Raw genomic sequence first — 19,979 nt, 5'->3', positions numbered from 1 at the left:
CGTGTTTGGCGTGTTGCCCCGGTAAGCCTTGAACTATAGCACAGGTTTTGAAAGGAACGCAAGACATTCGGCGATGAGGGCGGGGCCGCCGAGCCCTACCCACCTCAAGCCACGGCCCGCCCCGTCGATAACCCCCATGCGACTCACCCAGGAGGGCGCCCGTCCGTGCCCGATCATCCGCATCCGTCACCGCCGAACGACGCGCGCCCGCCCCAGGACCTGAAGTCCTGGCGGGCCCAGGTGCTGCGCGACCTGCTGTCGCCGCTGCAGTGGGTGGCCTGGCTGGTGGCCCTGCCCAGCGGCGCCCTGGCCTGGAACCGGGGCCTCTGGCCGATCGTGGTGCTGAATGTGCTGGCCCCAGCCTTCATCACCGGTCTCGGCCACGCCCCCAGCCTGCGCCACGACCTGCGGGCCACCAGCCTGCTGGTCGTGCTGCAAGGGGTGGGAACCGCCCTGCTCTGGTGGGTGGGATTGGTCGGGCAGGCCTATCTGATGGCGGTGCCCGTGCTGGCCGTGCTGCTGCTGGGCATGCGGGCCGCCTGGTTGGCCCTGGCCGCCAATGTGTTCACCTGGCTGCTCCTGGGGCTGGCGGCCCATGCCGGGCTGGGGGCCCTGGACCGCAGCCTGGCTGGCGACGGCGTGTTCGGGGTGATGGCGGTCAACGCCCTGGTCGCCGACGGGCTGATGGTGTTCGCCGCCGGAGCCCTGCTGTACGGCCTGCACAATGTCCTGGATGCCCATCGCCGGAGCGAGTCCACCCTGCGGGCCAGCGAGGCCAACCTCCGGCAACTGACCGCCCAGGTCCCCGGCGTCATCTTTCGGCTGACCCAGCGCGAGGGGCAGCGCCAGTTCACCTATGTCAGCCCGGGCGTGCAGACACTCTACGGCCTGAGCCCCGAAGAGGTGATCGCCGACCCTCAGGCCCTGGAGCAACATCGCCACCCGGACGACCGGGCCAATCTTGAGGCCCTGATCCTGGCGTCCCGTGCGCAGGGGCGGCCCATCGCCACGGCGTTCCGCATCGTGGCCCGCGATGGCCAGGTCAAGTGGGTGGAGCTGACCGCCTCGGCGCCCGAACCCGCGGAACAAGGCTGGGTGCGCACCGGGCTGATCACCGACATCACCCTGCGCAAGGAGGCGGAGACGGTGATCTGGCAGCAGGCCCATTTCGACGCGCTGACCGGGCTGCCCAACCGGAACATGCTGCTGCAGCAGTTGCAGCAGGACCTCGACCAGCCCCTGCACGAGGAGGCCCCGCTGGCCTTGATGCTGCTGGATCTGGACCGGTTCAAGGAAGTCAACGACACCCTGGGCCATGCGCACGGCGACCTGCTGCTGGTGGAGACAGCGCGCCGCCTGCGTCAATGCGTGCGCCAGACCGACACCGTGGCCCGCATGGGCGGCGACGAGTTCACCGTGCTGCTGCGCCCGCAGGGCAGCAGCCCCCGGGCCGACGAGCTGGCGCGCCGCATCCTGGCCCGGCTGAGCGAGCCCTTCTCCCTGGGCAACGAACGGGTGCACGTCACCGCCAGCATCGGCATCGCCCTCGCCCCCGCGCATGCCCAGACCGTCGAGGACTTGCTCAAGCATGCCGACCAGGCGCTCTACCTGGCCAAGGATGGTGGCCGCAATGCCTACCGCTACTTCACGCCGGCGCTGCAGGAGGCGGCCCAGACCCGGATGCGCCTGGCCAACGACCTGCACGACGCCCTGACCCGGCACGAATTCGAGGTGCACTACCAACCCATCGTGCACCTGGCCACCGGCGCCGTGCGCAAGGCCGAGGCGCTGCTGCGCTGGCACCACCCCGTGCGTGGGCCGGTCAGTCCGGCCCTGTTCGTGCCGATCGCCGAATCCACGGGCCTGATCCGCGAGATCGGCGAATGGGTCTTCCAGCAAGCCCTCCACCAGGTGGTGCGATGGCGTGCCGAGCACGACCCCCGCTTCAACGTGAGCGTCAACAAATCGCCAGTGCAGTTCCGCTCGCACGGGCATGGCATCCCCACCTGGGCCGAGGCCCTGCAGTCCCAGCACCTGCCGGGCAACTGCGTGACGGTGGAGATCACCGAAGGCCTGCTGCTGGAGGCCACGCCGCAGGTCAGCACCCAGCTGACCCAGATGAAGGCCGCCGGCATGGGACTGGCGATGGATGACTTCGGCACCGGCTACTCATCCCTGTCCTATCTGCACCGCTACCCCATCGACCAGCTGAAGATCGACCAGGCCTTCGTGCGCGACCTGGGGCCGGGCAGCCCCACCTTGGCGCTGTGCAAGGCCATCATCCGCATGGCCCACGAGCTGGGCATGCAGGTGGTGGCCGAAGGCGTGGAGACCCTCACCCAGCGTGACCTGCTGCTGCAGGCCGGCTGCGACTTCGGCCAGGGCTACCTGTTCGCCCGCCCCATGCCGGCCGAAGCCATGGATGCCTGGCTGGCCGAGCGCCGGGCGATCCCGCTCAACAACACCTAGGGCGCGTCATCCAACGGAGGGCAGGACCAGTGCAGCAGCTCGGCCAGCCGCCGCACCACCCAGCCAGCCTCCCCCGGCTGCAGGCCCGAGGCGGGCTGGGCCAGACCCAGGTGGCAGCGCCACAGCACATCCTCCTCGGCCAGGCCATCGTCGTGCAGCAAGGCCTGCGCACTGGACACCAGGTGGTTGGCCAGGTCCTCGCACAGCTCATAGCGGGCCCGCAATTCCGCCAGTTCGGCCGCGCCGCGCCGGCGGGAGGGTGCCTGGAGCGCCAGAAAGCTCTCGGGCAGGGGCGTCAGTTGATCGTCGCTCATCGTGACGGCCAGTCTGCCACTGTTGCGCGCCGGGTCTGGACGAAGACAGGTCCCGGTCAGCCGCGTGTCATGGGTCAGACAGCCACAATCCAGATACTGCAGGACTTTGCCTGCCTCGCCACCCCATGAAGTGGACTGCCCCAACCTTCTTCCCCCGCGTGGTGACGGATGCCGGCGGCAACCGCTGGGACTGGGCCCTGTTGCCCATCCTGCTGGCGGTGCTGGTGCTGCTGGCCTACGGCGCCCGGCAGATGGCCACGCCCTACCAGGTGGGCACCCCGCTGCCGCTGTCGCTGGACCCGTGGAGCCTGCCCTACGACCTGCTGCGCACCACCTTGCGCATGTTTGCCGCACTGGCCGCCTCGCTGCTGTTCAGCATGGTCTTCGCCGTCACGGCCGCCAAATCGCCGGCAGCGGAGAAAGTGCTGGTGCCCTTGCTGGACATCCTCCAGTCCATCCCCATCCTCGGCTTCCTGTCGATCACGGTCACCGGCTTCATCGCCTTGTTCCCGGGCTCGCTGCTGGGCGTCGAATGCGCGGCGATCTTCGCCATCTTCACCTCGCAGGCCTGGAACATGGCGTTCAGCCTCTACCAGTCGATGAAGAACGTGCCCGCCGAACTGAGCGAAGCCGCCGCGGTGTTCCAGCTCTCGGGCTGGCAGCGCTTCCTGCGGCTGGAGCTGCCCTATGCCATCCCGGCGCTGCTGTGGAACATGATGATGTCCATGTCCGGCGGTTGGTTCTTCGTCGTGGCCTCCGAAGCCATCTCGGTATCGCACCAGAGCATCAAGCTGCCGGGCATTGGCTCCTACATCGCCCTGGCCATCGAGGCCCGCGACCTGCCGGCCATCGGCTGGGCCATCCTGGCCATGCTGATCGGCATCCTGCTGTACGACCAGCTGTTCTTCCGCCCGCTGCTCGCCTGGGCCGACCGCTTCCGGTTCGAGGAATCCGGCGGCGGCGACGCCCCGCGTTCCTGGCTGCTGACCTGGGTGCGTCGCACCGACCGGGTCCGGCGCCTGGGCGATGCCATCGGCCACATGCTGGGCCACAGCATCGTGCTGTTGCGCAAGCGGCACGACGGCACCTCGATCCGGGCCCGCCGGGCCGCCACATCCCCGCACTGGACCCGCGCCTGGGATGCGGTGATTGCCGCCGCCGCCATGCTGGCGCTCTGGCGTCTGGTCACCTTCGTGCACCAGGAGGTGGGCTGGGCCGAAGTGCTGCATGTCTTCGTGCTGGGCTTCTACACCCTGCTGCGTGTGCTCGTCATGCTGACGCTGGCCGCCCTGCTGTGGGTGCCGGTGGGCATCGGGCTGGGGCTGCATCCGCGTCTGTCGCAGCGCATGCAGGCCGTGGCGCAGTTCCTGGCAGCGTTCCCGGCCAACCTGATGTTCCCGGTGTTCGTGCTGCTGATCGTGCGCTTTCACCTCAACCCGGACCTGTGGCTGTCCGTGTTGATGGTGTTCGGCACCCAGTGGTACCTGCTGTTCAATGTGATCGCCGGCGCCTCCACCGTGCCCACCGAGCTGCGCTGGGCCGCGGCCAACCTGCAGCTCAAGGGCGCGCTGAAGTGGCGGCGCTACCTGCTGCCCGCGGTGTTCCCCAGCTTGGTGACCGGCGCCATCACCGCCAGCGGCGGCTCCTGGAACGCCAGCATCGTCTCGGAATACGTCACCTGGGGCGACACCACCGTGCAGGCGCACGGCATTGGCAGCTACATCGCCCAGATGACCGCCACGGGCGACTTCCCCCGCATCGCACTGGGCATCGGTGTGATGTGCGTCTACGTGATGACGCTCAACCACTTCGTCTGGCGCCGCCTGTACCGGCTGGCCGAGGACCGCATCTACCTCTGAGCCCCATGTCGAACGTCATTCTTGAACTCCAGTCGGTCGGCAAGTCCTTCCGCTCGCCGGACGGCGCCCCCCGCGAGGTGCTGGCCGAGGTGGACTTCACGCTGCGCGAGCGTGAGGTCGTCGCCCTGCTGGGCCAGTCGGGCTCGGGCAAGTCCACCCTGCTGCGCATCATGGCCGGGCTGATCGAAGCCGACCGCGGCGACGTGCGCTACCGCGGCCAGCCGCTGTATGGCCCCGCGCGGGGCATCAGCATGGTGTTCCAGTCCTTCGCCCTGTTCCCCTGGCTGACCGTGCAGCAGAACGTGGCCCTCGGCCTGGAGGCCCGTGGCATGCCCACGGCCGAGCGCGAGCGTCGGGCGCAAGAGGCGATCGAGATGATCGGCCTGAGCGGCTTCGAAGGCGCCCTGCCGCGTGAACTCTCCGGCGGCATGCGCCAGCGGGTGGGCATCGCCCGGGCCTTGGTGATGGAACCCGACGTGCTGCTGATGGACGAAGCCTTCTCGGCGCTGGACGTGCTGACCGGCGAGCGCCTGCGCGACGACATCCTGGAACTGTGGGAGGAGCGCCGCATCCCGACGCGGGCCATCCTGGTCGTCTCCCACAACATCGAGGAGGCGGTGATGATGGCCGACCGGGTGCTGATTTTCGACAGCGACCCTGGCCGCGTGAAGTTCCAGATGGGCGTGCAGCTGCCCCGCCCGCGCGATGCCGACAGCCCCGAGGTGCGCGCCCTGGTGGACGAGATCTACGCCGTGATGACCGCCGGCCGCATCCGTCCGACCAGCAGGCCCCAGGAAGAACCGGCACCGCTGGCCCTGGACGCCCGCCTGCCCGAGGCCGACCTCAGCCGCATGGAAGGCCTGCTGGAAATGCTGTCCGCCGAGCCTTTCGGCGGACGGGCCGACCTGCCTGCGCTGGGCGAGGAGTCCGAACTCACCGACGAGCAGCTGCTGCCGCTGGTCGAGGCCCTGGCCTTGCTCGATCTGGCCCGCGTGGCGCATGGCGACCTGCTGCTCACGCCCGTGGGGCAGGCCTATGTCGCCGCCGAACACGCCGAGCGGCAGGCCATGTTCGGCCGCCAGTTGCTGGCCCGCGTCCCGCTGGCCGCGCACATCCGCCACAGCCTGGAGCAGGAGCCCGATGGCGAGTTGCCGGAGGAACCCTTCCTGCGCCTGCTGCGAGAGAACCTCGAAGCCGAGGAGGCCGAACAGGTGCTGCGCGTGGCCATCGAATGGGGCCGTCACGGCGAAGCCTACGAGTACAACTACACCACCGGCATGATCCACCTGCCGGAACCGGACGAAGCCCCACGCTGAGCAAGAGCGCCCCGGCGCGGGACAATCGCCGGCATGAGCACCGTGACCATCTACCACAACCCGCAGTGCGGCACGTCGCGCAACGTGCTGGCCGCGATCCGCGAGGCCGGCATCGAGCCCACCATCATCCAGTACCTGAAGACCCCGCCCGACCGCGCCACGCTGACCCGGCTGGCCCAGAACTGCGGCGTGGGCGTGCGCGGCCTGCTGCGCGCCAAGGGCGAGCGCTATGAGGCCCTCGGGCTGGCCGACCCGGCGCTCAGCGACGACCAGTTGCTCGACGCCATGCTGGCCCATCCGGAACTGATCAACCGCCCCATCGTCGTCACCGAGCGTGGCAGCCGCCTGTGCCGGCCGGCAGAGCTCGTGCAGACGCTGCTGCCCCCGGCGGCTTGAGGCAAATCAAGCGTCGACGCGGCCTGTCCGGTCTCGCATCTTCCACAATCGGGGCATGAACCGACGTGACCTGATGGCCCGCGCGCTCGGCGGCGGTGCCCTGACTTGGTGGTCCGGCCCGCTGGCCTGGGCTCAGACGACTGGTGTGGATGCAGCCGCGGGGCCGGCCATGGCCTGGTTGCCAGATGGCCGCGCCGGCACCCTGGCCCGTCAGGCCGTGGCCCTGTTGGCCGATGCCGACCGCGAAGGGTTGGACCCGCAGGATTACCAGGCACAGGCGCTGGGCAATGCCGTCACCCGGGCCGAGCGGACCGCGCTGGCCCCCGAGGCCGCTGCCGCGCTGTCGGGCCGGCTGTCCACGGCGATGCGCCGTTACCTGGACGACCTGCACCGTGGCCGGATCGACCCCCGGCAGCTGCAGCAGAACTACGACCTGCCCGCCCGCAGCCACTTCGATGCCGCGGCCGCCCTGCAACAGGCCGCCGCCAGCGGGCGGCTGGCCGATGCCGTGCAGACCGCCGAGCCCCGGGCCGCCATCTACGCAGCGCTGCGCCAGACCCTGGCCGATTACCGCGCGCTGGGCCACCCGTCCGCCTGGCAGACCCCCCTGCCCCCGCTGCCAGCCAGCCGGCAGAAGGGCCGCCCGGCCAAGCTTGAGCCAGGCCAGGACTGGGCCGGGCTGGACCTGCTGCGCCAGCGCCTGCAACTGCTGGGCGACCTGGACGCCCAGGCCACCACGCCGGCGCACTACCAGAGCCCGCTGGTCGAGGCGGTACAGGCCTTCCAGCAGCGCCACGGCCTGAACGACGATGGCGTGATCGGCACCGGCACCCTGGCCGCACTGAACGTGCCGCCCGCGGCACGGGTGCGGCAGATCGCACTGACGATGGAGCGGCTGCGCTGGACGCCGTTCACCGAAGGCGCGCGGATGATCGCCATCAACCTCCCCGAGTTCGTGCTGCGCGGCTACGAGGTGAAGGACGGCCAGATCACGGTGAAGACCGAGATGAAGGTCATCGTCGGCAAGGCGCTCAACACCCGCACGCCGATCTTCGACGAGGACATGCGCTTCATCGAATTCAGCCCCTACTGGAACATCCCACCCAGCATCGCCCGCAAGGAAACGGTGCCCAAGCTGCGCAGGGACCCGGGTTACCTGGCGCGCCAGGGCATGGAATTCGTCGCGGGCGACGGCCAGGTGCTGCGCTCGGTCAGCGGCGCCAACCTGGACGCGGTGCTGGCCGGCCGGATGCGCATCCGCCAGCGCCCGGGGCCGGAGAACGCGCTGGGCGACATCAAGTTCGTGTTCCCGAACAACGACAACATCTACCTGCACCACACCCCGGCCACCGCGCTGTTCGAACGCGAACGCCGGGACTTCAGCCACGGCTGCATCCGGGTCGAAAAACCCGTCGAGCTGGCCAAGTTCGTGCTGCAGGACATGCCCGACTGGACGGAAGAGCGTATTGTTCAGGCCATGACCAAGGGGGAATCCAGCACCTTGAAGCTGACTCACCCCATTCCAGTGCTGATCGCCTACGGAACTGCGCTGGTCAAACACGGTCGACCGTATTTCTTCCCCGATCTCTACGGGCAGGACAAGGCGCTGGATGCCGCATTGCGCAACCGGCGTCTTCCTTGATCCAAGGCACACTCTGCCGGCCCGCCGCGATCCATGTTGATCCTATGAGCAAGCAACATCTTCCTGATCGACGTCGTTTCCTGCACCGCACGGCCGGCCTGGCTGCCGGGGCGGTGCCTGCCCTGGTGGCCCCGCGGGTGGCCCTGGCCAATGTGGCCGAGCGGCGGGAGCTCGCCTTCTACAACACCCACACCCGCGAACGGCTGGATCTGGTTTATGCCGTCGGCAACCAGTTCCTGGACGATTCGCTGAGTTCGCTCAACCACTTCCTGCGCGACCACTACAGCGGCCAGGTGGGGGTGATGGATCCGAACTTGTTCGATCTGCTTTTCCAGGTGCGCAGCCGCCTGGGCTGCACGGGCGAATTCGAGGTCATCTCCGGCTACCGCTGCCCGACCACCAACGCAACGCTCAAATCCACCCGGAGCGGCGGCGTGGCCACCCACAGCCTGCACATGGTGGGCAAGGCCATCGACGTGCGGCTGCCCGGCGTGCCGCTGCCGGCGCTGCGCGATGCGGCGCTGTCGCTGCAGGCGGGTGGCGTGGGCTTCTACCCCAGCGAGCAGTTCGTCCACATCGACACCGGCCGCGTGCGCCGCTGGTGACCCTTGCGCCAGGGCGTCCCGCGCGGGCACCTGTGTTCAACCGTAAAATGCGCGCCCGGCGCAGGGTTCCTGCCTGCGCCGCCTTCTGGCCGCCCGCTCCTTCGCGCCCCACCCGTGACCGCTGCATTTCCGCACTCCCTGCTGCCCCGCCTGCGTGCCTCGGTACAGGACTCGCTCACCTGTCAGGCCGACACCGTCCAGTTGGCCCTGGAGATGCACTTCGCCCAGCGCCTGGGCGCCTTGCGCGGCCTGCTGGCCTGCTGCCTGGCGGAAAGCGACGCCGCACGGAATGTGGGCGTGGCGCTGGACCTGATCCATGTGAGCCTGCAGCGCCTGCATCTGCGGCTGGAGGATGGCGACGGCATTCCCGCCCTGCTGGGCACCGGCGCCTGTGTGCTGGCCGGTGACTACCTGACCAGCGCGGCCTTCAAGGTGCTGATCCGCTGCAATGACCTGGCCGTGCTCGACCAGGTGGCCCGCACCATCACCCGCACCTGTGAGGCCGACAACCGCACGCTGGCCGACGATCCCCGCGGCCGCAGCCGGGCCCGCCGCCGGGCCGCCTTGGACATGGCCCTGGCCGGGGCCGCCGCCGAGGCCGGAGCCCGCCTGGCGGGCCGCCCCGAGTGGGCGCCCCTGGCCCGCCGCCTGGGCCGTCAGCTGCAGGCCGGGCAGGCCCTCAACAGCCTGCGTGAACACAGCAACGGGGCCGAGGCCCAGGCCTATGGACAGCGCAGCCAGCGCGCCTTGACCGGTGCCGGCCGCTGCGCCGCCCTGCTCGACCAGCGCAGCGGGACCGAGCGCGCCACCCAGCTGGTGGCCTTCGTGACCCACGCCCTGGCCCAGGCCCGGCCGGAACTCCCCGCCACGCTGGCCTGAACGCCGCTCAGGGCGCGGGCGTCTGGATCACCCGCTGCAGCGCCTGCCGCAAGGCCTGCCAGGCCGCGGCCAGGTCTTCGCGCGAGGCCCCCGCTTCGGCCACCTGCTGCAACCGCCCCGCCAGCGCGCCGGCCGCCGGTTCGCCCAGCAGGCCCAGCACGGTGCGCAGGCTGTGGCCCAGGTGGCGCAGGGTGGCCCCATCCACGGCCGCACAGGCCGCCTCTCCGACAGCCAGATCCTGCGCGAACTGGGCCAGACTGCCCGCCCGGAAGGCCTCGTAGAGCAGCACGTCCCCCTCGAAGTGCGACGCCACGGCGGCGGCCCGCCCCTGCGGCGCCGGGGCCGCGCCGCTGGTCTCCCTGTCGGCCGGCGCCGGATCGCCGCCCACTGCAGCCAAGGCCGTCTGCACGCACTGCCGCAAGGCCCCCACCGAGACTGGCTTGGACAACACCTGCGCCACCTGCAACGCCGACCACCCCGGCCGATCGGCCAGGGCGGCGGCCTCGGTGGCACTGAACACGACCCGTCGGGCCCACCCCGCCAAGGCGGGATCCGCCGCCAGGCGTTCCAGCAGCGTCCAGCCTGAGGCTTCGCCGCCCAGGTTCAGATCCGTCAGCACCAAGGCGACCGGCCCCTCGGCCAGGGCGGCCAGGGCCTGCGCCACCGTCGCACAGGGCACCACGGTGACCGCCAGGTCGTCCAGGGCCATCGCGACGAACTGGCGGATGGACGCATCGTCCTCGACCAGCAGCAGGCGCGGCAGCGGTCTCATGCGCGTGAGGCCATCACCGCCCGGGCTTCCCGGGCCAACAGGTCCGGCAGCCGGGCCACGAGGGCGGTCTTGTGCACCACTGGCAAGCCCTCCAGCGCCAGGGCGAAGGATGCGCGCTCCGCCTCTTCCAGCGAGGTGACCACCACCAGGCGCAAGGCGCCAAACATGGGCTGGGAGCGCAGGCTGGCGATCAGCGCCGCCCCATCGATGCCGGGCAGCAGCAGGTCCACGATCAGGAGGTCGGGTTGCCACTGCCCCACCTGGGCCAGGCCCACGATGCCATCGCTGGCGACCTGGAACTCGGCCTCGGGCAACGCGCGCCGCACCAGCAGCCCGATCAGGTTCTGGTAATGCACAGAGTCTTCGATCAGCAGGATGCGCAAGGCCCGGGGTACTGCCTCTGCCGTCCCCCGGGGCCCGGCCGCCGCGGGCAGCGTGCCCTGCTGCCGCGCCTGCCACGCCGCCACGGAGGCCGGATCGATGCGCCGGTGTCCGCCCGGGGTTTTCCAGGCCTGCAACTCACCCCGGTCCACCATCAGCTGGACAGAGCGCACCGCCAGACCGAGCAGACGCGCCGCCTCCTGGGTGGTGTAGGCGGAAACGCCCGGGGATTCGGAAGCAGAAGTCATGTGTGCACTATTGCCGCACCTGGCGATTCCACCTATTGTAGCGATCTTGATTCTGCAAATTCTGTAAATATGATACTCATCATTCAATCTCTCCGCCGGATTCGATCTCCATGAAAAAAGTACTCGTCGTCGAAGACCATGCCGACATCCGCCGCCTGATCCGCATGACGCTGGAGTTCGAGGCCTGCGAGGTGCACGAGGCCAACAACGGGGCCAGTGGCTGGGCCGAGGCCCAGACCCTGCGGCCGGACGTGATCCTGCTGGACGTGATGATGCCGGGCGAACTCGACGGCCTGGACGTCTGCCGGCGGGTGAAGGCCGACCCGGCCCTGGCCCACACCCGGGTGGTGATGCTGTCGGCGCGGGGCACCGCCGCCGACGTGGAACGCGGCCAGCAGGCCGGCGCCGATGCCTACATGATCAAGCCCTTCAGCCCGCTGCAGCTGATCCGGGTGATCGACGACGTCAGCACCTTGGCGGGCTGAGCATGGACGCCCCGCTGCACACCCCCTTGCCGGGCGATGCCAACCGCTTCGACACGGCCTCGGCCGCACAGATGGAACGGCTGGTGATGGACCTGCGCCAGATGTACCACGAGCGCAATGCGGCCCTGGAGGAAGTGGCGGGCGCCCACCATGAGGCCCTGCTGCGGCTGGCCCTGGCGGCGGACTACCGCGACACCGACACCGGCGTGCACATCATCCGCATCGGCTACCTCTCCGAGGCCCTGGCCCTGCTGCTGGGACTGAGCGCCGAGACCGCGACCCTGTTGCGCAAGGCCGCGCCCATGCACGACATCGGCAAGATCGGTGTGCCCGATGCGGTGCTGAAGAAGCCCGGCCCGCTGGACCCGGGCGAACGCCAGCTGATGAACCGGCATGCCGAGATCGGCGCCCACATCCTGGGCCGTTCGCGCATTCCGCTGTTTCAGATGGCCGCCGAGGTGGCCCAGCACCACCATGAGCGCTGGGACGGCCGCGGCTATCCAGCGGGGCTGTTCGGCGAGTCCATTCCCATCACCGGCCGCATCGTCGCGGTGGCGGACTACGTCGACGCGTTGACGATGGACCGTGTCTACCGGCCCGCCTTCAGCACCGCCGCGGCCTTGACCATGCTGGCCAGCGAGCGGGGCCGCAGCTTCGACCCGCGCATCGTCGATGCCTTCCTGGCCCATGCGCCGGCCCTGGTGGCCCTGCGCCAAAGCATCGACCGCAGCCAGCACGGCGCGCTGGACAGCATCGCCGGCGCCCCGCTGCTCGATGTGCGCCGCTTCCTGGTGGACTTCGAGACCGACCCCGCGCGCCGCGCCCCCCTGACCAACCCGGCCGAGGCTGCTTCATGAATCCGGGACTCGCGACCAGCCTCGTTCTGCTGGTCATCGCCCTGATTGGCTGCGTGCTCAGCCTGCGCCGGGCCGGCCGGGCCGCCCGCCATGGCCAGGCCCTGCAAACCGAGCTGACGCGCGCGCAGGCCGAGACCCGCGCCCGCGAACGCGAATTGCAGGTTCTCCTGCGCAGCGTGCAGGAGCTGATCTTCCGCACCGATGCCCAGGGCCGGGTGATCTACCTGAACGACCGCTGGCTCGCCGTGGTTGGCGACGCGGCCCGCCACGCCCTGAGCCAGCCGCTGTTGCAGTTGGTCCCCCCGGCGTGCCGGGATGAATTGGCACCCCTGCTGACGGCCCAGGCCGGCCACGCACGCCGCCGCGGCCGGTTCCGCATTCCGACCGCCGATGGGCGAGCGCGCCATTTCGATGTCTCCGTCGTGCCCTGGTATGCCGGCGACCAGTTGGCGGGCTTCTCGGGCAGTGCCGTGGATGTGACCGAGCGGGTTGAAATCGAAGAGCGCCTGGGCGCCCAGCTCGCCTTCAGCGACCTGCTGCTGGACATCAGCCCGCTGCCGGTCTCGCTGGTGGACAACGAGGACCGCTACGTCACCGTCAACCATGCCTGGGAGGAATTCCGCGGCCTGCAACGGCAGGATGTCGTCGGGAAGTTGGCGACCAGCCTGCAGGACCCCGCAGAGTGGCCGGTGCACCAGACGCACCGCCAACACCTGCTGGCCGAGGGGGGGCGGATCCGCTACGAGGCCCACATGCCGACCGGCGACGGCAGCCTGCGCGACATCATCCTGACGCGGGTGGCGGTGCCCGCCGCCAACGGCCACACCGCGGGCATCCTGACGGTGCTGACCGACGTCACCGAGTTCCGCGATGCCGAGCGGGCCATCCGCGAGGCCCGCGACGTGGCCGAGGAAGCCTCGCGCGCCAAGTCCGAGTTCGTGGCCAACATCAGCCACGAGCTGCGCACCCCCCTGCAGTCCATCCTGGGCTTCTCCGAACTCGGACTGCTGCGCGCGCACGACCAGCCGCGCCTGGCCGCGATGTTCTCCGACGTCCATGCGGCCGGGCAGCGCATGCTGGCCCTGGTGAACGACCTGCTGGACGTCTCCAAGATCGAGAGCACGGTCGGCACCTTCCACCTGGAGCGTGTGGACATCCGTCCCCCCGTCCGGACGGTGGTCCAGGAACTGGCCCCGCTGCTGGCCGTGAAGCGGCTGCACATCGAGCTGGACCTGGGCGAACTGCCCTTGTCGGCCAAGGTCGATCCGCTGCGCCTGCAACAGGTGGTGCGCAACGTGCTGGCCAATGCGATCAAGTTCTCCCCCGAGCGCTCAGCCATCGAAGTCCATGGCGAACTCACGCCCGATGGTGACATCCGCCTGCGGGTGCGGGACCATGGCCCGGGCATTCCGGCCCAGGAACTGGAAAAGATCTTCGAGGCCTTTGTGCAATCGAGCCAGACCAAGAACGGAGCCGGTGGCACCGGGCTGGGCCTGGCCATCAGCCGCAAGATCATGGAAGCGCACGGTGGCGACATCACGGCCTGCAACATGCCCGATGGCGGCAGCCAGTTCGAGCTGACACTGCCCAGCCGCGGCTTTGCCGACACCCTCACGGGCGACCTGATCACCAAACCCATTCCGCTGACGTACTGAACGCCAGCGGCCCCCTGCACCATGCCCCACCGCTCTGCCCTTGCCACCCGCCCCAGCCGCCTGAGCCTGATGGTCGGCACCTTCGCCGCCGCGCTGCTGCTGCTGGTCTGGCTGGCCGTGCTGGCCGTGCTGGCCTCCAAGCGCAACGATGCCCTCGACGCCGAACGGCGGCAGGATGTCAACATCGCCAACGTGCTGGGGGAACAGACCCTGCGCGTGCTGGCCACGCTGGATCAGGCCACGCTGCGGGTGCGCAATGCCGTGCTGGCCCAGCCCGGGCAGACCCCGGACCTGGTGCGCCTGGCCAACGAGACCGGCCAGACGCCCCACATCCTGGCTCAGCTGTCGCTGATCGACGCCACCGGTCACTTCGTCGGCAGCAACCTCGACCCGGACGGGCGCAAGAGCCAGCATGTGGACCTGTCCTCGCGCGAGCACATCCGGGTGCACCTGGCGCCCGCCCACCTGCCGGCCGGCACCCGCCAGTTGGTCAGCGGCGGTCTGTTCATCGGCAAGCCGGTGCTGGGCAAGGTCTCCGGCAAGTGGACCATCCAACTCTCCCGCAAGATCACCGACGCCCGGGGGCAGGTGTTGGGCGTCGTGGTGGCCTCGCTGGACCCGAGCTATTTCGAGGAGGTCTATCGCAGCGTGAGCCTGGGCCGCCAGGGCATCGTCACGCTGGTCGGCACCGACCTGGCCCTGCGCGCCCGCGTCGTCGGCGGACAAAGCAAGGGCATGGGCACGCAGCTGCTCCAGAGCAAGCTGCAGGAGCACCTCGGCCAGGCCGCCGGCACCTACACAGGCAGCAGCAGCCTCGACCACATTGAGCGCCTCGTCGCCTTCCGACGGGTGGCCGACTATCCGCTGTACGTGACCGTGGGCTCCTCGGTCGACGAGGCCCTGGCGGCCTGGCGTGCCACCCGCAACGTCCTGCTGACCCTGAGTGGCCTGCTGACCGGCGTGGCGCTGATCGCGACGATCAACTTCGTGATCGGCCTGCGCCGGCTGGAGCAGACCAACGAAGCCCTGCGCCTGAGCGAGGCCCAGGCCCATGCCGCCAGCCAGGCCAAAAGCGATTTCCTGGCGGCCATCTCGCACGAGCTGCGCACCCCCCTCACCAGCATCCGGGGGTTTGCCGAGCTGATGGAACTGCGGCTGGAACAGCCCCAATTCCGTGAACAGGCGGGCCTGATCCGCAAGGGGGCCGAGCACCTCAACGAGCTGCTCACCGAGATCCTGGATTTCACCAAGCTCGAAGCCGGTGCCGTGGCCCTCAGCCCGGAACCGGTGGCCCTGCGCCCGCTGATCGACGGCACGGCGGACTTCTTCGCGATCGCCGCCAATGCCAAGGGCCTGCGCCTCACGGCAGACATCGCCCCCGACGTGCCGGCGCAGGTGCGTTGCGACGGCCTGCGCCTCAAGCAGATCCTCAACAACCTGCTGTCCAACGCGATCAAGTTCACCCCGGAAGGCGCGGTGCGGCTCAGCGTGGAACGCCAGGGAAACGCGCTGCTGTTCCATGTGCGTGACACCGGCCCCGGTATTCCGCCGGAACTGCAGGAAACCGTGTTCGAGCGCTTCCAGCAAGGGCACGCCCGGGTGAGCTATGACCACGGCGGGACCGGCCTGGGCCTGGCCCTGGCCCGCGGGCTGGCCGAGTTGATGCAGGGCAGCCTGACGCTGACTTCCCGTCCCGGTGAAGGGGCCTGCTTCACGCTGCACCTGCCGCTGGCAGCGGCCTGAGCTCGCCATCAGACAAAAAAAGGGCTGCCCGCGGGCAGCCCTGGGTACGGGACAGCGCAGGAATTACTTCTTGCCCTTGACCGTCTTCTTGGCGGGGGCCTTGGCCGCCACCTTCTTGGCCGGCGCGGCCTCGGCCTTCTTGGCCGCCTTGCGGGCCGCCGCACGCGGATCGACCGCTGCCTTGAAGGCTGCCGCCGGCGTGAAGCGGGCCGTCTTCACGGCACCGATCTTGATGGCTTCGCCCGTGGCGGGGTTGCGGCCCTTGCGCGCAGCGCGTTGGGCCTGCTTGAAGGTGCCGAAACCGGCAATCGTGAAGTTCTCACCCTTCTTGACCGAAGTGACGACGGTCTGGGTCAGGGTCTCCAGCATGCGGGTGGCCGCTGCCTTGCTCACCTCGGCCTTGGTGGCCAGCAGTTCAATCAGTTCGCTCTTCTTCATCAAGCTCTCTCTTCACCGGCAACGTGCCGGCGGCCCGGATTGTCGCTCGCTTCGCACGGCCGCCCTGCGGGCCAGCGGCCCGTCAGCGGTGGGTGACCCATTCCGACCCGGCCTGCAGCAGATGGTCATGGGCGTTGAAGCTCAACAGACGAGCCCCCTGCCGCCCCGTGCTCACGCGGGTCACCCCCGTGTTCACCAGCACCGCGTTGAGCGCCAGGGCCGCCGGTGTGGCCAGGTTCAACAGCGCCTGCATCACCACGGCGATCGGCCCCCCCGAGGTGAACACCAGCACCGTCTGGGCCGGGTCCAGTTCCTCCTGCAGACGCTGCAGGCCGTCACGACAACGGGCCTGGAACGCTGCCCAGGTCTCCGCGTATTCGGCATCGTGGTCCCCGCCCACCCAGCGCAGCATGGCCTGCGTGAACACGTCCTGAAAGAAACCCCGCGGCGACGGGGCGGCCGCCATGTCGCCGCGCAGCGCGGCCAGGTCCGCATAGCGGGGCCAGGCCGCGCGGAGAACAGCCATGTGGTCGAACTCATCCCAGGCCGCCCGGACCTCCGGCTCGGTGACCGTCCCGGCACCGGCCAGGCAGTGGATGGCCGTGTCCCGGTGCCGGCGCAGGCGGCCGCACACCACGCGCGGCGCCTGCTGGCCCATCGCCTTCAAGGCCAGGCCCAGGCGGCGTGACTGCGCCACGCCGCGGTCGCTCAGACGGTCGTAGTCGTCCTCGCCAAAGCTGGCCTGGCCATGGCGGATCAGGACGATCTCCCCCACCTCAGTGCCCTGCCTTCATGGCCCGGCGGCAGCGCCAGTGCAGGTAGTGCACGAAGACCCAGAAGTTCTTGAAGGCAGGGTTGCGCGTCTGCCGATGGTGGTAGCGGTAGTAGATCTGCTGGGCGATGGCCGAGAGCCGAAACAGACCGTAGACCTCGTAGAAGGCCCAGTGCTCGGGCACGAAGCCGGTCTTCTCGACGTAGTAGTCCACCACCTCACGGCGGGTCAGCATGCCGGGCAGATGGGTGGGCTGACGGCGCGTGGCCTGGGCCAGGACGTCGTCGTCGGCCTGCACCCAGTAGGCCAGCAGATTGCCCAGGTCCATCAGCGGGTCGCCCAGTGTGGCCAGTTCCCAGTCCAGCACCCCCAGGATGTGGGTAGGGTCTTGCGCATCCAGCACCACGTTGTCAAAGCGGAAGTCGTTGTGCGTGATGCAGATGCGCTCGGTGCTCGGCAGATGGTCCATCAACCAGTCCATGATGGCCTGTCCGCCAGGCACGTTCCAGGTACGCGCATCGCGGTAGCGCCGGCTCCAGCCTTCGATCTGGCGACGGGCATAGCCTTGCCCCAGTCCCAGATGCGAGAGCCCGGCCGCCTGGTGGTCCACCTGGTGCAGGGCGATCAGTGTGTCCAGCACCTTCAGGCACAGCGTGCGGACCTGCTCCGGCGGCAGCGACCACCCCCGCGGGGGGTTGCGCCGCAGGATCACCCCTGCCAGCCGGTCCATCACATAGAACTCGGCCCCGATGACGCTGGCATCGGGGCAATAGGCCCGCATGGTCGGCACGAAGGGAAACACCGGCTGGAGCGCCGCTTGCAGCCGGTATTCCCGGCCCATGTCATGGGCTGACTTGGCCTTGGTTCCGGCGGGCGGCCGGCGCAGCACCAGGTCCGCGTTCTCATAGGCCAGGCGGTAGGTCCAGTTGGAGGCGCCACCGCTGTACTGGGTGACCTGTGGCGCACCGGCCAGCCCCGGCAGCTGCTGCTTGAGCCAGGCATCCAGCGGTGGCAAGTCCAACGCTTCGCCGGCGCGCACGGCGCCGGCGGTGTCGATTGGCGCGCTGCTCATGCCGCCCCCGCCGGTCGCTGCATGCGCAGCTGCAGCCGGGCCATGCGCCGACGCAGCGTCGCCAGGTACCAGCGGTACGGCAGCCAGCGTTTGAGGCGCCAGGCCATCCGACCTTCCGGGTGGGTCAGGATGTGAGCCTCACCCGCCATCAAGCCCCGATGGATCGCCCGTGCCACCTCCTCGGCGCCGATGCGGGCCCGCTCCACCAGCCGCTGCGTGGTGCGTTCGGCCGCTGGCGTGGCGGCGCGCATGTGCCGCGCCAGGTCACTGCGAAAGAAGGCCGGGCAGGCCACGCTCACCCGGATACGGTCGGCCTCCAGCTCCAGCTGCAGCGTTTCGGACAGGGCCACCACCGCGGCCTTGGTCGCGTTGTAGGCCGCGGCCTCCGGCAGGTGGATCATGCCGGCCATGGAGGCGATGTTGAGGAAGGTGCCCCCGCCCTGCCGGCGGAACAGCGGCGTGAACACCTTGCAGCCCCGCACCACCCCCAACAGGTTGATGTCGACGATCCACTGCCAGTCGGCCAGACCGACATCGGCGATGCCCCCCATCTGGGCCACCCCGGCGTTGTTGACCACGATGTCCACCCCGCCCCAGTGCTGCTGCAGCCAGTCGGCCGCGGCGCGGAGATCGCCCTCCTGCGTCACATCGCAGTGCAGGAAGTGCACCGGCCAGCCATGGCGCGCCAAGCCCTGGCGGGTGTCAGCCCCCTGGGTGGCGTCCACATCGCCCAGGCAGACGGACGCGCCCTCCTTCGCAAAGCACTCGGCCAGTGCCCGCCCCAGGCCGGAGGCCCCCCCGGTGATGAACACGCGCGGGGTCTTCATGCCGCCTCCTTGCGAGGCTTGAAGCGGCGCAGCTCCTGGCGTGCCACCATCGCGCAATGCACCTCGTCGGGCCCATCGGCCAGGCGCAAGGCGCGCGCCATCAGGTGCAGACCGCTGAGCGGTACGTCATCCGACAGCCCGCAGCCGCCGTGGATCTGGATCGCCTGGTCAACGACCGACTGCAGCACGTTCGGGGCCACCACCTTGATGGCCGAGATCTCGGTCATCGCCTGGCGCACCCCCACGGTGTCGATCTTCCAGGCCGCGTACAGCGTGAGCAAACGCGCCTGGTCGATGGCCATGCGGGCATGGGCCAGCTTTTCCATGTTGCCCCCCAGCTGCAGCAGAGGCTGGCCAAACGCCACCCGCTGCATGCCGCGCGTCACCATCAGCTCCAGCGCATGTTCGGCCGCCCCGAGGGCCCGCATGCAGTGGTGAATGCGGCCCGGCCCCAGCCGTCCCTGGGCAATCTCGAAGCCACGCCCATGACCGAGGATCAGGTTCTCCCTGGGCACGCGCACCTGATCGAACTGCACCTCGCCATGCCCATAGGGCGGATCCCACTGGCCCGCGGCCGGCAGCATGCGCTGGATCCGCACGCCCGGCGTGTCCAGCGGCACCAGCACCATGCTGTGACGGTGGTGGCGGTCCGCCGTCGGGTCATCCGACAGGCCCATGAAGATGGCCACCCGCGCCTTCGGGTGCCCCAGCCCGGTGGACCACCACTTGCGGCCCTGCAGCACCAGTTCATCCCCCTCCTCGCGCACGGTGGCCTGCATGTTGGTGGCATCCGAGGAGGCCACGCCCGGCTCGGTCATGCAGAACACCGAGCGAATCTCGCCCGCCAGCAGCGGCTTCAACCAACGCTCCTTCTGGGCCCCGCTGCCATAGTGGTAGAGCACCTCCATGTTGCCGGTGTCGGGCGCATTGCAGTTGAAGACCTCGGCCGCGAAGTCGCAACGGCCCATGGCCTCGGCCAGCGGCGCGTATTCGACCGTCTTCAGCCCCGCGCCCAGCACCGGGTCGGGCAGAAAGAGATTCCACAGTCCGGCCGCGCGGGCCTTGGCCTGGAGCGCTTCGATCAGCGGCACCGTCCGCCACTGGGTCCAGTCCGATCCTGGGTTGAGGGTGCGGTTGGCTTCCCGGTAGGCGGCTTCCGCGGGCAGCACATGCTCGGCCATGAAGGCCTGCACGCGCGCCAGCATCTCCCGGCCCTTGGCACTGGGGCTGAAATCCATGGTGTGTCTCC

19 protein-coding genes are annotated in these 19,979 nt (G+C 69.6%); 11 read left to right on the top strand and 8 right to left on the bottom strand.

From position 1 onward, the window contains the following. Nucleotides 1-165 precede the first annotated feature (165 nt). Nucleotides 166-2,469 (top strand): putative bifunctional diguanylate cyclase/phosphodiesterase, encoded by a 2,304-nt coding sequence (locus KGA65_RS04620; protein ID WP_225861964.1) that lies wholly within the window; start codon nucleotides 166-168, stop codon nucleotides 2,467-2,469. On the opposite strand, the gene KGA65_RS04615 is transcribed toward KGA65_RS04620, so the two are convergent. Further along, on the bottom strand, nucleotides 2,466-2,783 hold the full coding sequence (locus KGA65_RS04615) for a hypothetical protein (protein WP_225861963.1): 318 nt from the start codon (nucleotides 2,781-2,783) through the stop codon (nucleotides 2,466-2,468). The two genes, KGA65_RS04620 and KGA65_RS04615, sit on opposite strands and share 4 nt — an antisense overlap. Before the next feature lie 125 nt (nucleotides 2,784-2,908). Here KGA65_RS04615 and KGA65_RS04610 point away from each other — a divergent pair, with 125 nt between their 5' ends. From KGA65_RS04610 to KGA65_RS04585, 6 genes are all read left to right on the top strand, one after another. Continuing rightward, complete coding sequence (locus tag KGA65_RS04610; protein WP_225861962.1) at nucleotides 2,909-4,642, top strand: ABC transporter permease; 1,734 nt, start codon at nucleotides 2,909-2,911, stop codon at nucleotides 4,640-4,642. A gap of 5 nt (nucleotides 4,643-4,647) precedes the next feature. Next, nucleotides 4,648-5,958 (top strand): ABC transporter ATP-binding protein, encoded by a 1,311-nt coding sequence (locus tag KGA65_RS04605; RefSeq protein ID WP_225861961.1) that lies wholly within the window; start codon nucleotides 4,648-4,650, stop codon nucleotides 5,956-5,958. 33 nt (nucleotides 5,959-5,991) lie between these two features. Next, on the top strand, nucleotides 5,992-6,354 hold the full coding sequence (gene arsC, locus KGA65_RS04600; RefSeq protein ID WP_225861960.1) for an arsenate reductase (glutaredoxin): 363 nt from the start codon (nucleotides 5,992-5,994) through the stop codon (nucleotides 6,352-6,354). 55 nt (nucleotides 6,355-6,409) lie between these two features. Further along, a complete protein-coding gene (locus tag KGA65_RS04595; protein WP_255650429.1) occupies nucleotides 6,410-7,996 on the top strand; it encodes a L,D-transpeptidase family protein in 1,587 nt (528 codons plus the stop codon). Between the two features lie 44 nt (nucleotides 7,997-8,040). After that, nucleotides 8,041-8,601, top strand: a complete 561-nt coding sequence (gene mepK, locus KGA65_RS04590; RefSeq protein WP_225861959.1) for a peptidoglycan L,D-endopeptidase MepK — start codon at nucleotides 8,041-8,043, stop codon at nucleotides 8,599-8,601. Between the two features lie 114 nt (nucleotides 8,602-8,715). After that, nucleotides 8,716-9,480, top strand: a complete 765-nt coding sequence (locus tag KGA65_RS04585) for a polyprenyl synthetase family protein (protein ID WP_225861958.1) — start codon at nucleotides 8,716-8,718, stop codon at nucleotides 9,478-9,480. A 7-nt stretch (nucleotides 9,481-9,487) separates the two neighbouring features. Here the strand turns inward: KGA65_RS04585 and KGA65_RS04580 are convergent, their stop codons facing one another. Both KGA65_RS04580 and KGA65_RS04575 read right to left on the bottom strand, forming a co-directional pair. Next, nucleotides 9,488-10,252 (bottom strand): response regulator, encoded by a 765-nt coding sequence (locus KGA65_RS04580; protein ID WP_225861957.1) that lies wholly within the window; start codon nucleotides 10,250-10,252, stop codon nucleotides 9,488-9,490. Beyond that, nucleotides 10,249-10,881, bottom strand: coding sequence for a helix-turn-helix domain-containing protein (locus tag KGA65_RS04575; RefSeq protein ID WP_225861956.1), 633 nt, complete (start codon nucleotides 10,879-10,881; stop codon nucleotides 10,249-10,251). Before KGA65_RS04575 ends, KGA65_RS04580 begins: the two co-directional genes overlap by 4 nt. A 110-nt stretch (nucleotides 10,882-10,991) precedes the next feature. On the opposite strand from KGA65_RS04575, the gene KGA65_RS04570 reads away from it, so the two are divergent. From KGA65_RS04570 to KGA65_RS04555, 4 genes are read left to right on the top strand one after another with little or no spacing between them, the layout of a single operon-like run. Beyond that, nucleotides 10,992-11,366, top strand: a complete 375-nt coding sequence (locus tag KGA65_RS04570; RefSeq protein WP_225861955.1) for a response regulator transcription factor — start codon at nucleotides 10,992-10,994, stop codon at nucleotides 11,364-11,366. Nucleotides 11,367-11,368: 2 nt separating this feature from the next. After that, entirely contained in the window at nucleotides 11,369-12,223 is an 855-nt protein-coding gene (locus KGA65_RS04565) for an HD-GYP domain-containing protein (RefSeq protein ID WP_225861954.1), read from the top strand. After that, complete coding sequence (locus tag KGA65_RS04560) at nucleotides 12,220-13,878, top strand: sensor histidine kinase (protein WP_225861953.1); 1,659 nt, start codon at nucleotides 12,220-12,222, stop codon at nucleotides 13,876-13,878. Before KGA65_RS04565 ends, KGA65_RS04560 begins: the two co-directional genes overlap by 4 nt. Before the next feature lie 21 nt (nucleotides 13,879-13,899). Continuing rightward, the gene (locus KGA65_RS04555; RefSeq protein ID WP_225861952.1) at nucleotides 13,900-15,621 is read left to right on the top strand and encodes a sensor histidine kinase; all 1,722 of its coding nucleotides are present in this window, start codon (nucleotides 13,900-13,902) and stop codon (nucleotides 15,619-15,621) included. Between the two features lie 63 nt (nucleotides 15,622-15,684). Here KGA65_RS04555 and KGA65_RS04550 read toward each other — a convergent pair whose 3' ends face one another. The 5 genes from KGA65_RS04550 to KGA65_RS04530 form a co-directional block, all read right to left on the bottom strand. Continuing rightward, nucleotides 15,685-16,059 (bottom strand): HU family DNA-binding protein, encoded by a 375-nt coding sequence (locus KGA65_RS04550; RefSeq protein WP_225861951.1) that lies wholly within the window; start codon nucleotides 16,057-16,059, stop codon nucleotides 15,685-15,687. An 82-nt stretch (nucleotides 16,060-16,141) separates the two neighbouring features. Beyond that, nucleotides 16,142-16,834 (bottom strand): histidine phosphatase family protein, encoded by a 693-nt coding sequence (locus KGA65_RS04545; RefSeq protein ID WP_225861950.1) that lies wholly within the window; start codon nucleotides 16,832-16,834, stop codon nucleotides 16,142-16,144. A 1-nt stretch (nucleotide 16,835) separates the two neighbouring features. Next, nucleotides 16,836-17,903, bottom strand: a complete 1,068-nt coding sequence (locus KGA65_RS04540; protein ID WP_225861949.1) for a phosphotransferase family protein — start codon at nucleotides 17,901-17,903, stop codon at nucleotides 16,836-16,838. Beyond that, a complete protein-coding gene (locus tag KGA65_RS04535; protein WP_225861948.1) occupies nucleotides 17,900-18,730 on the bottom strand; it encodes an SDR family oxidoreductase in 831 nt (276 codons plus the stop codon). The genes KGA65_RS04540 and KGA65_RS04535 overlap by 4 nt, the downstream gene beginning before the upstream one ends. Beyond that, nucleotides 18,727-19,968 (bottom strand): acyl-CoA dehydrogenase family protein, encoded by a 1,242-nt coding sequence (locus KGA65_RS04530; protein ID WP_225861947.1) that lies wholly within the window; start codon nucleotides 19,966-19,968, stop codon nucleotides 18,727-18,729. The genes KGA65_RS04535 and KGA65_RS04530 overlap by 4 nt, the downstream gene beginning before the upstream one ends. Nucleotides 19,969-19,979 lie beyond the last annotated feature (11 nt).

Source organism: Ideonella benzenivorans, assembly GCF_020387415.1.
Lineage (GTDB): Bacteria > Pseudomonadota > Gammaproteobacteria > Burkholderiales > Burkholderiaceae_C > Ideonella > Ideonella benzenivorans.
This window is presented reverse-complemented; position numbering and strand designations above follow the sequence as displayed.

What these genes read in the sequence shown, in the direction of transcription:
- KGA65_RS04615 (WP_225861963.1), bottom strand. Translation starts at nt 2,783, where the DNA reads ATGAGCGACGATCAACTGACGCCCCTGCCCGAGAGCTTTCTGGCGCTC.
- KGA65_RS04610 (WP_225861962.1), top strand. Translation starts at nt 2,909, where the DNA reads ATGAAGTGGACTGCCCCAACCTTCTTCCCCCGCGTGGTGACGGATGCC.
- KGA65_RS04605 (WP_225861961.1), top strand. Translation starts at nt 4,648, where the DNA reads ATGTCGAACGTCATTCTTGAACTCCAGTCGGTCGGCAAGTCCTTCCGC.
- arsC (WP_225861960.1), top strand. Translation starts at nt 5,992, where the DNA reads ATGAGCACCGTGACCATCTACCACAACCCGCAGTGCGGCACGTCGCGC.
- KGA65_RS04595 (WP_255650429.1), top strand. Translation starts at nt 6,410, where the DNA reads ATGAACCGACGTGACCTGATGGCCCGCGCGCTCGGCGGCGGTGCCCTG.
- mepK (WP_225861959.1), top strand. Translation starts at nt 8,041, where the DNA reads ATGAGCAAGCAACATCTTCCTGATCGACGTCGTTTCCTGCACCGCACG.
- KGA65_RS04580 (WP_225861957.1), bottom strand. Translation starts at nt 10,252, where the DNA reads ATGAGACCGCTGCCGCGCCTGCTGCTGGTCGAGGACGATGCGTCCATC.
- KGA65_RS04575 (WP_225861956.1), bottom strand. Translation starts at nt 10,881, where the DNA reads ATGACTTCTGCTTCCGAATCCCCGGGCGTTTCCGCCTACACCACCCAG.
- KGA65_RS04570 (WP_225861955.1), top strand. Translation starts at nt 10,992, where the DNA reads ATGAAAAAAGTACTCGTCGTCGAAGACCATGCCGACATCCGCCGCCTG.
- KGA65_RS04565 (WP_225861954.1), top strand. Translation starts at nt 11,369, where the DNA reads ATGGACGCCCCGCTGCACACCCCCTTGCCGGGCGATGCCAACCGCTTC.
- KGA65_RS04560 (WP_225861953.1), top strand. Translation starts at nt 12,220, where the DNA reads ATGAATCCGGGACTCGCGACCAGCCTCGTTCTGCTGGTCATCGCCCTG.
- KGA65_RS04555 (WP_225861952.1), top strand. Translation starts at nt 13,900, where the DNA reads ATGCCCCACCGCTCTGCCCTTGCCACCCGCCCCAGCCGCCTGAGCCTG.
- KGA65_RS04550 (WP_225861951.1), bottom strand. Translation starts at nt 16,059, where the DNA reads ATGAAGAAGAGCGAACTGATTGAACTGCTGGCCACCAAGGCCGAGGTG.
- KGA65_RS04540 (WP_225861949.1), bottom strand. Translation starts at nt 17,903, where the DNA reads ATGAGCAGCGCGCCAATCGACACCGCCGGCGCCGTGCGCGCCGGCGAA.
- KGA65_RS04535 (WP_225861948.1), bottom strand. Translation starts at nt 18,730, where the DNA reads ATGAAGACCCCGCGCGTGTTCATCACCGGGGGGGCCTCCGGCCTGGGG.
- KGA65_RS04530 (WP_225861947.1), bottom strand. Translation starts at nt 19,968, where the DNA reads ATGGATTTCAGCCCCAGTGCCAAGGGCCGGGAGATGCTGGCGCGCGTG.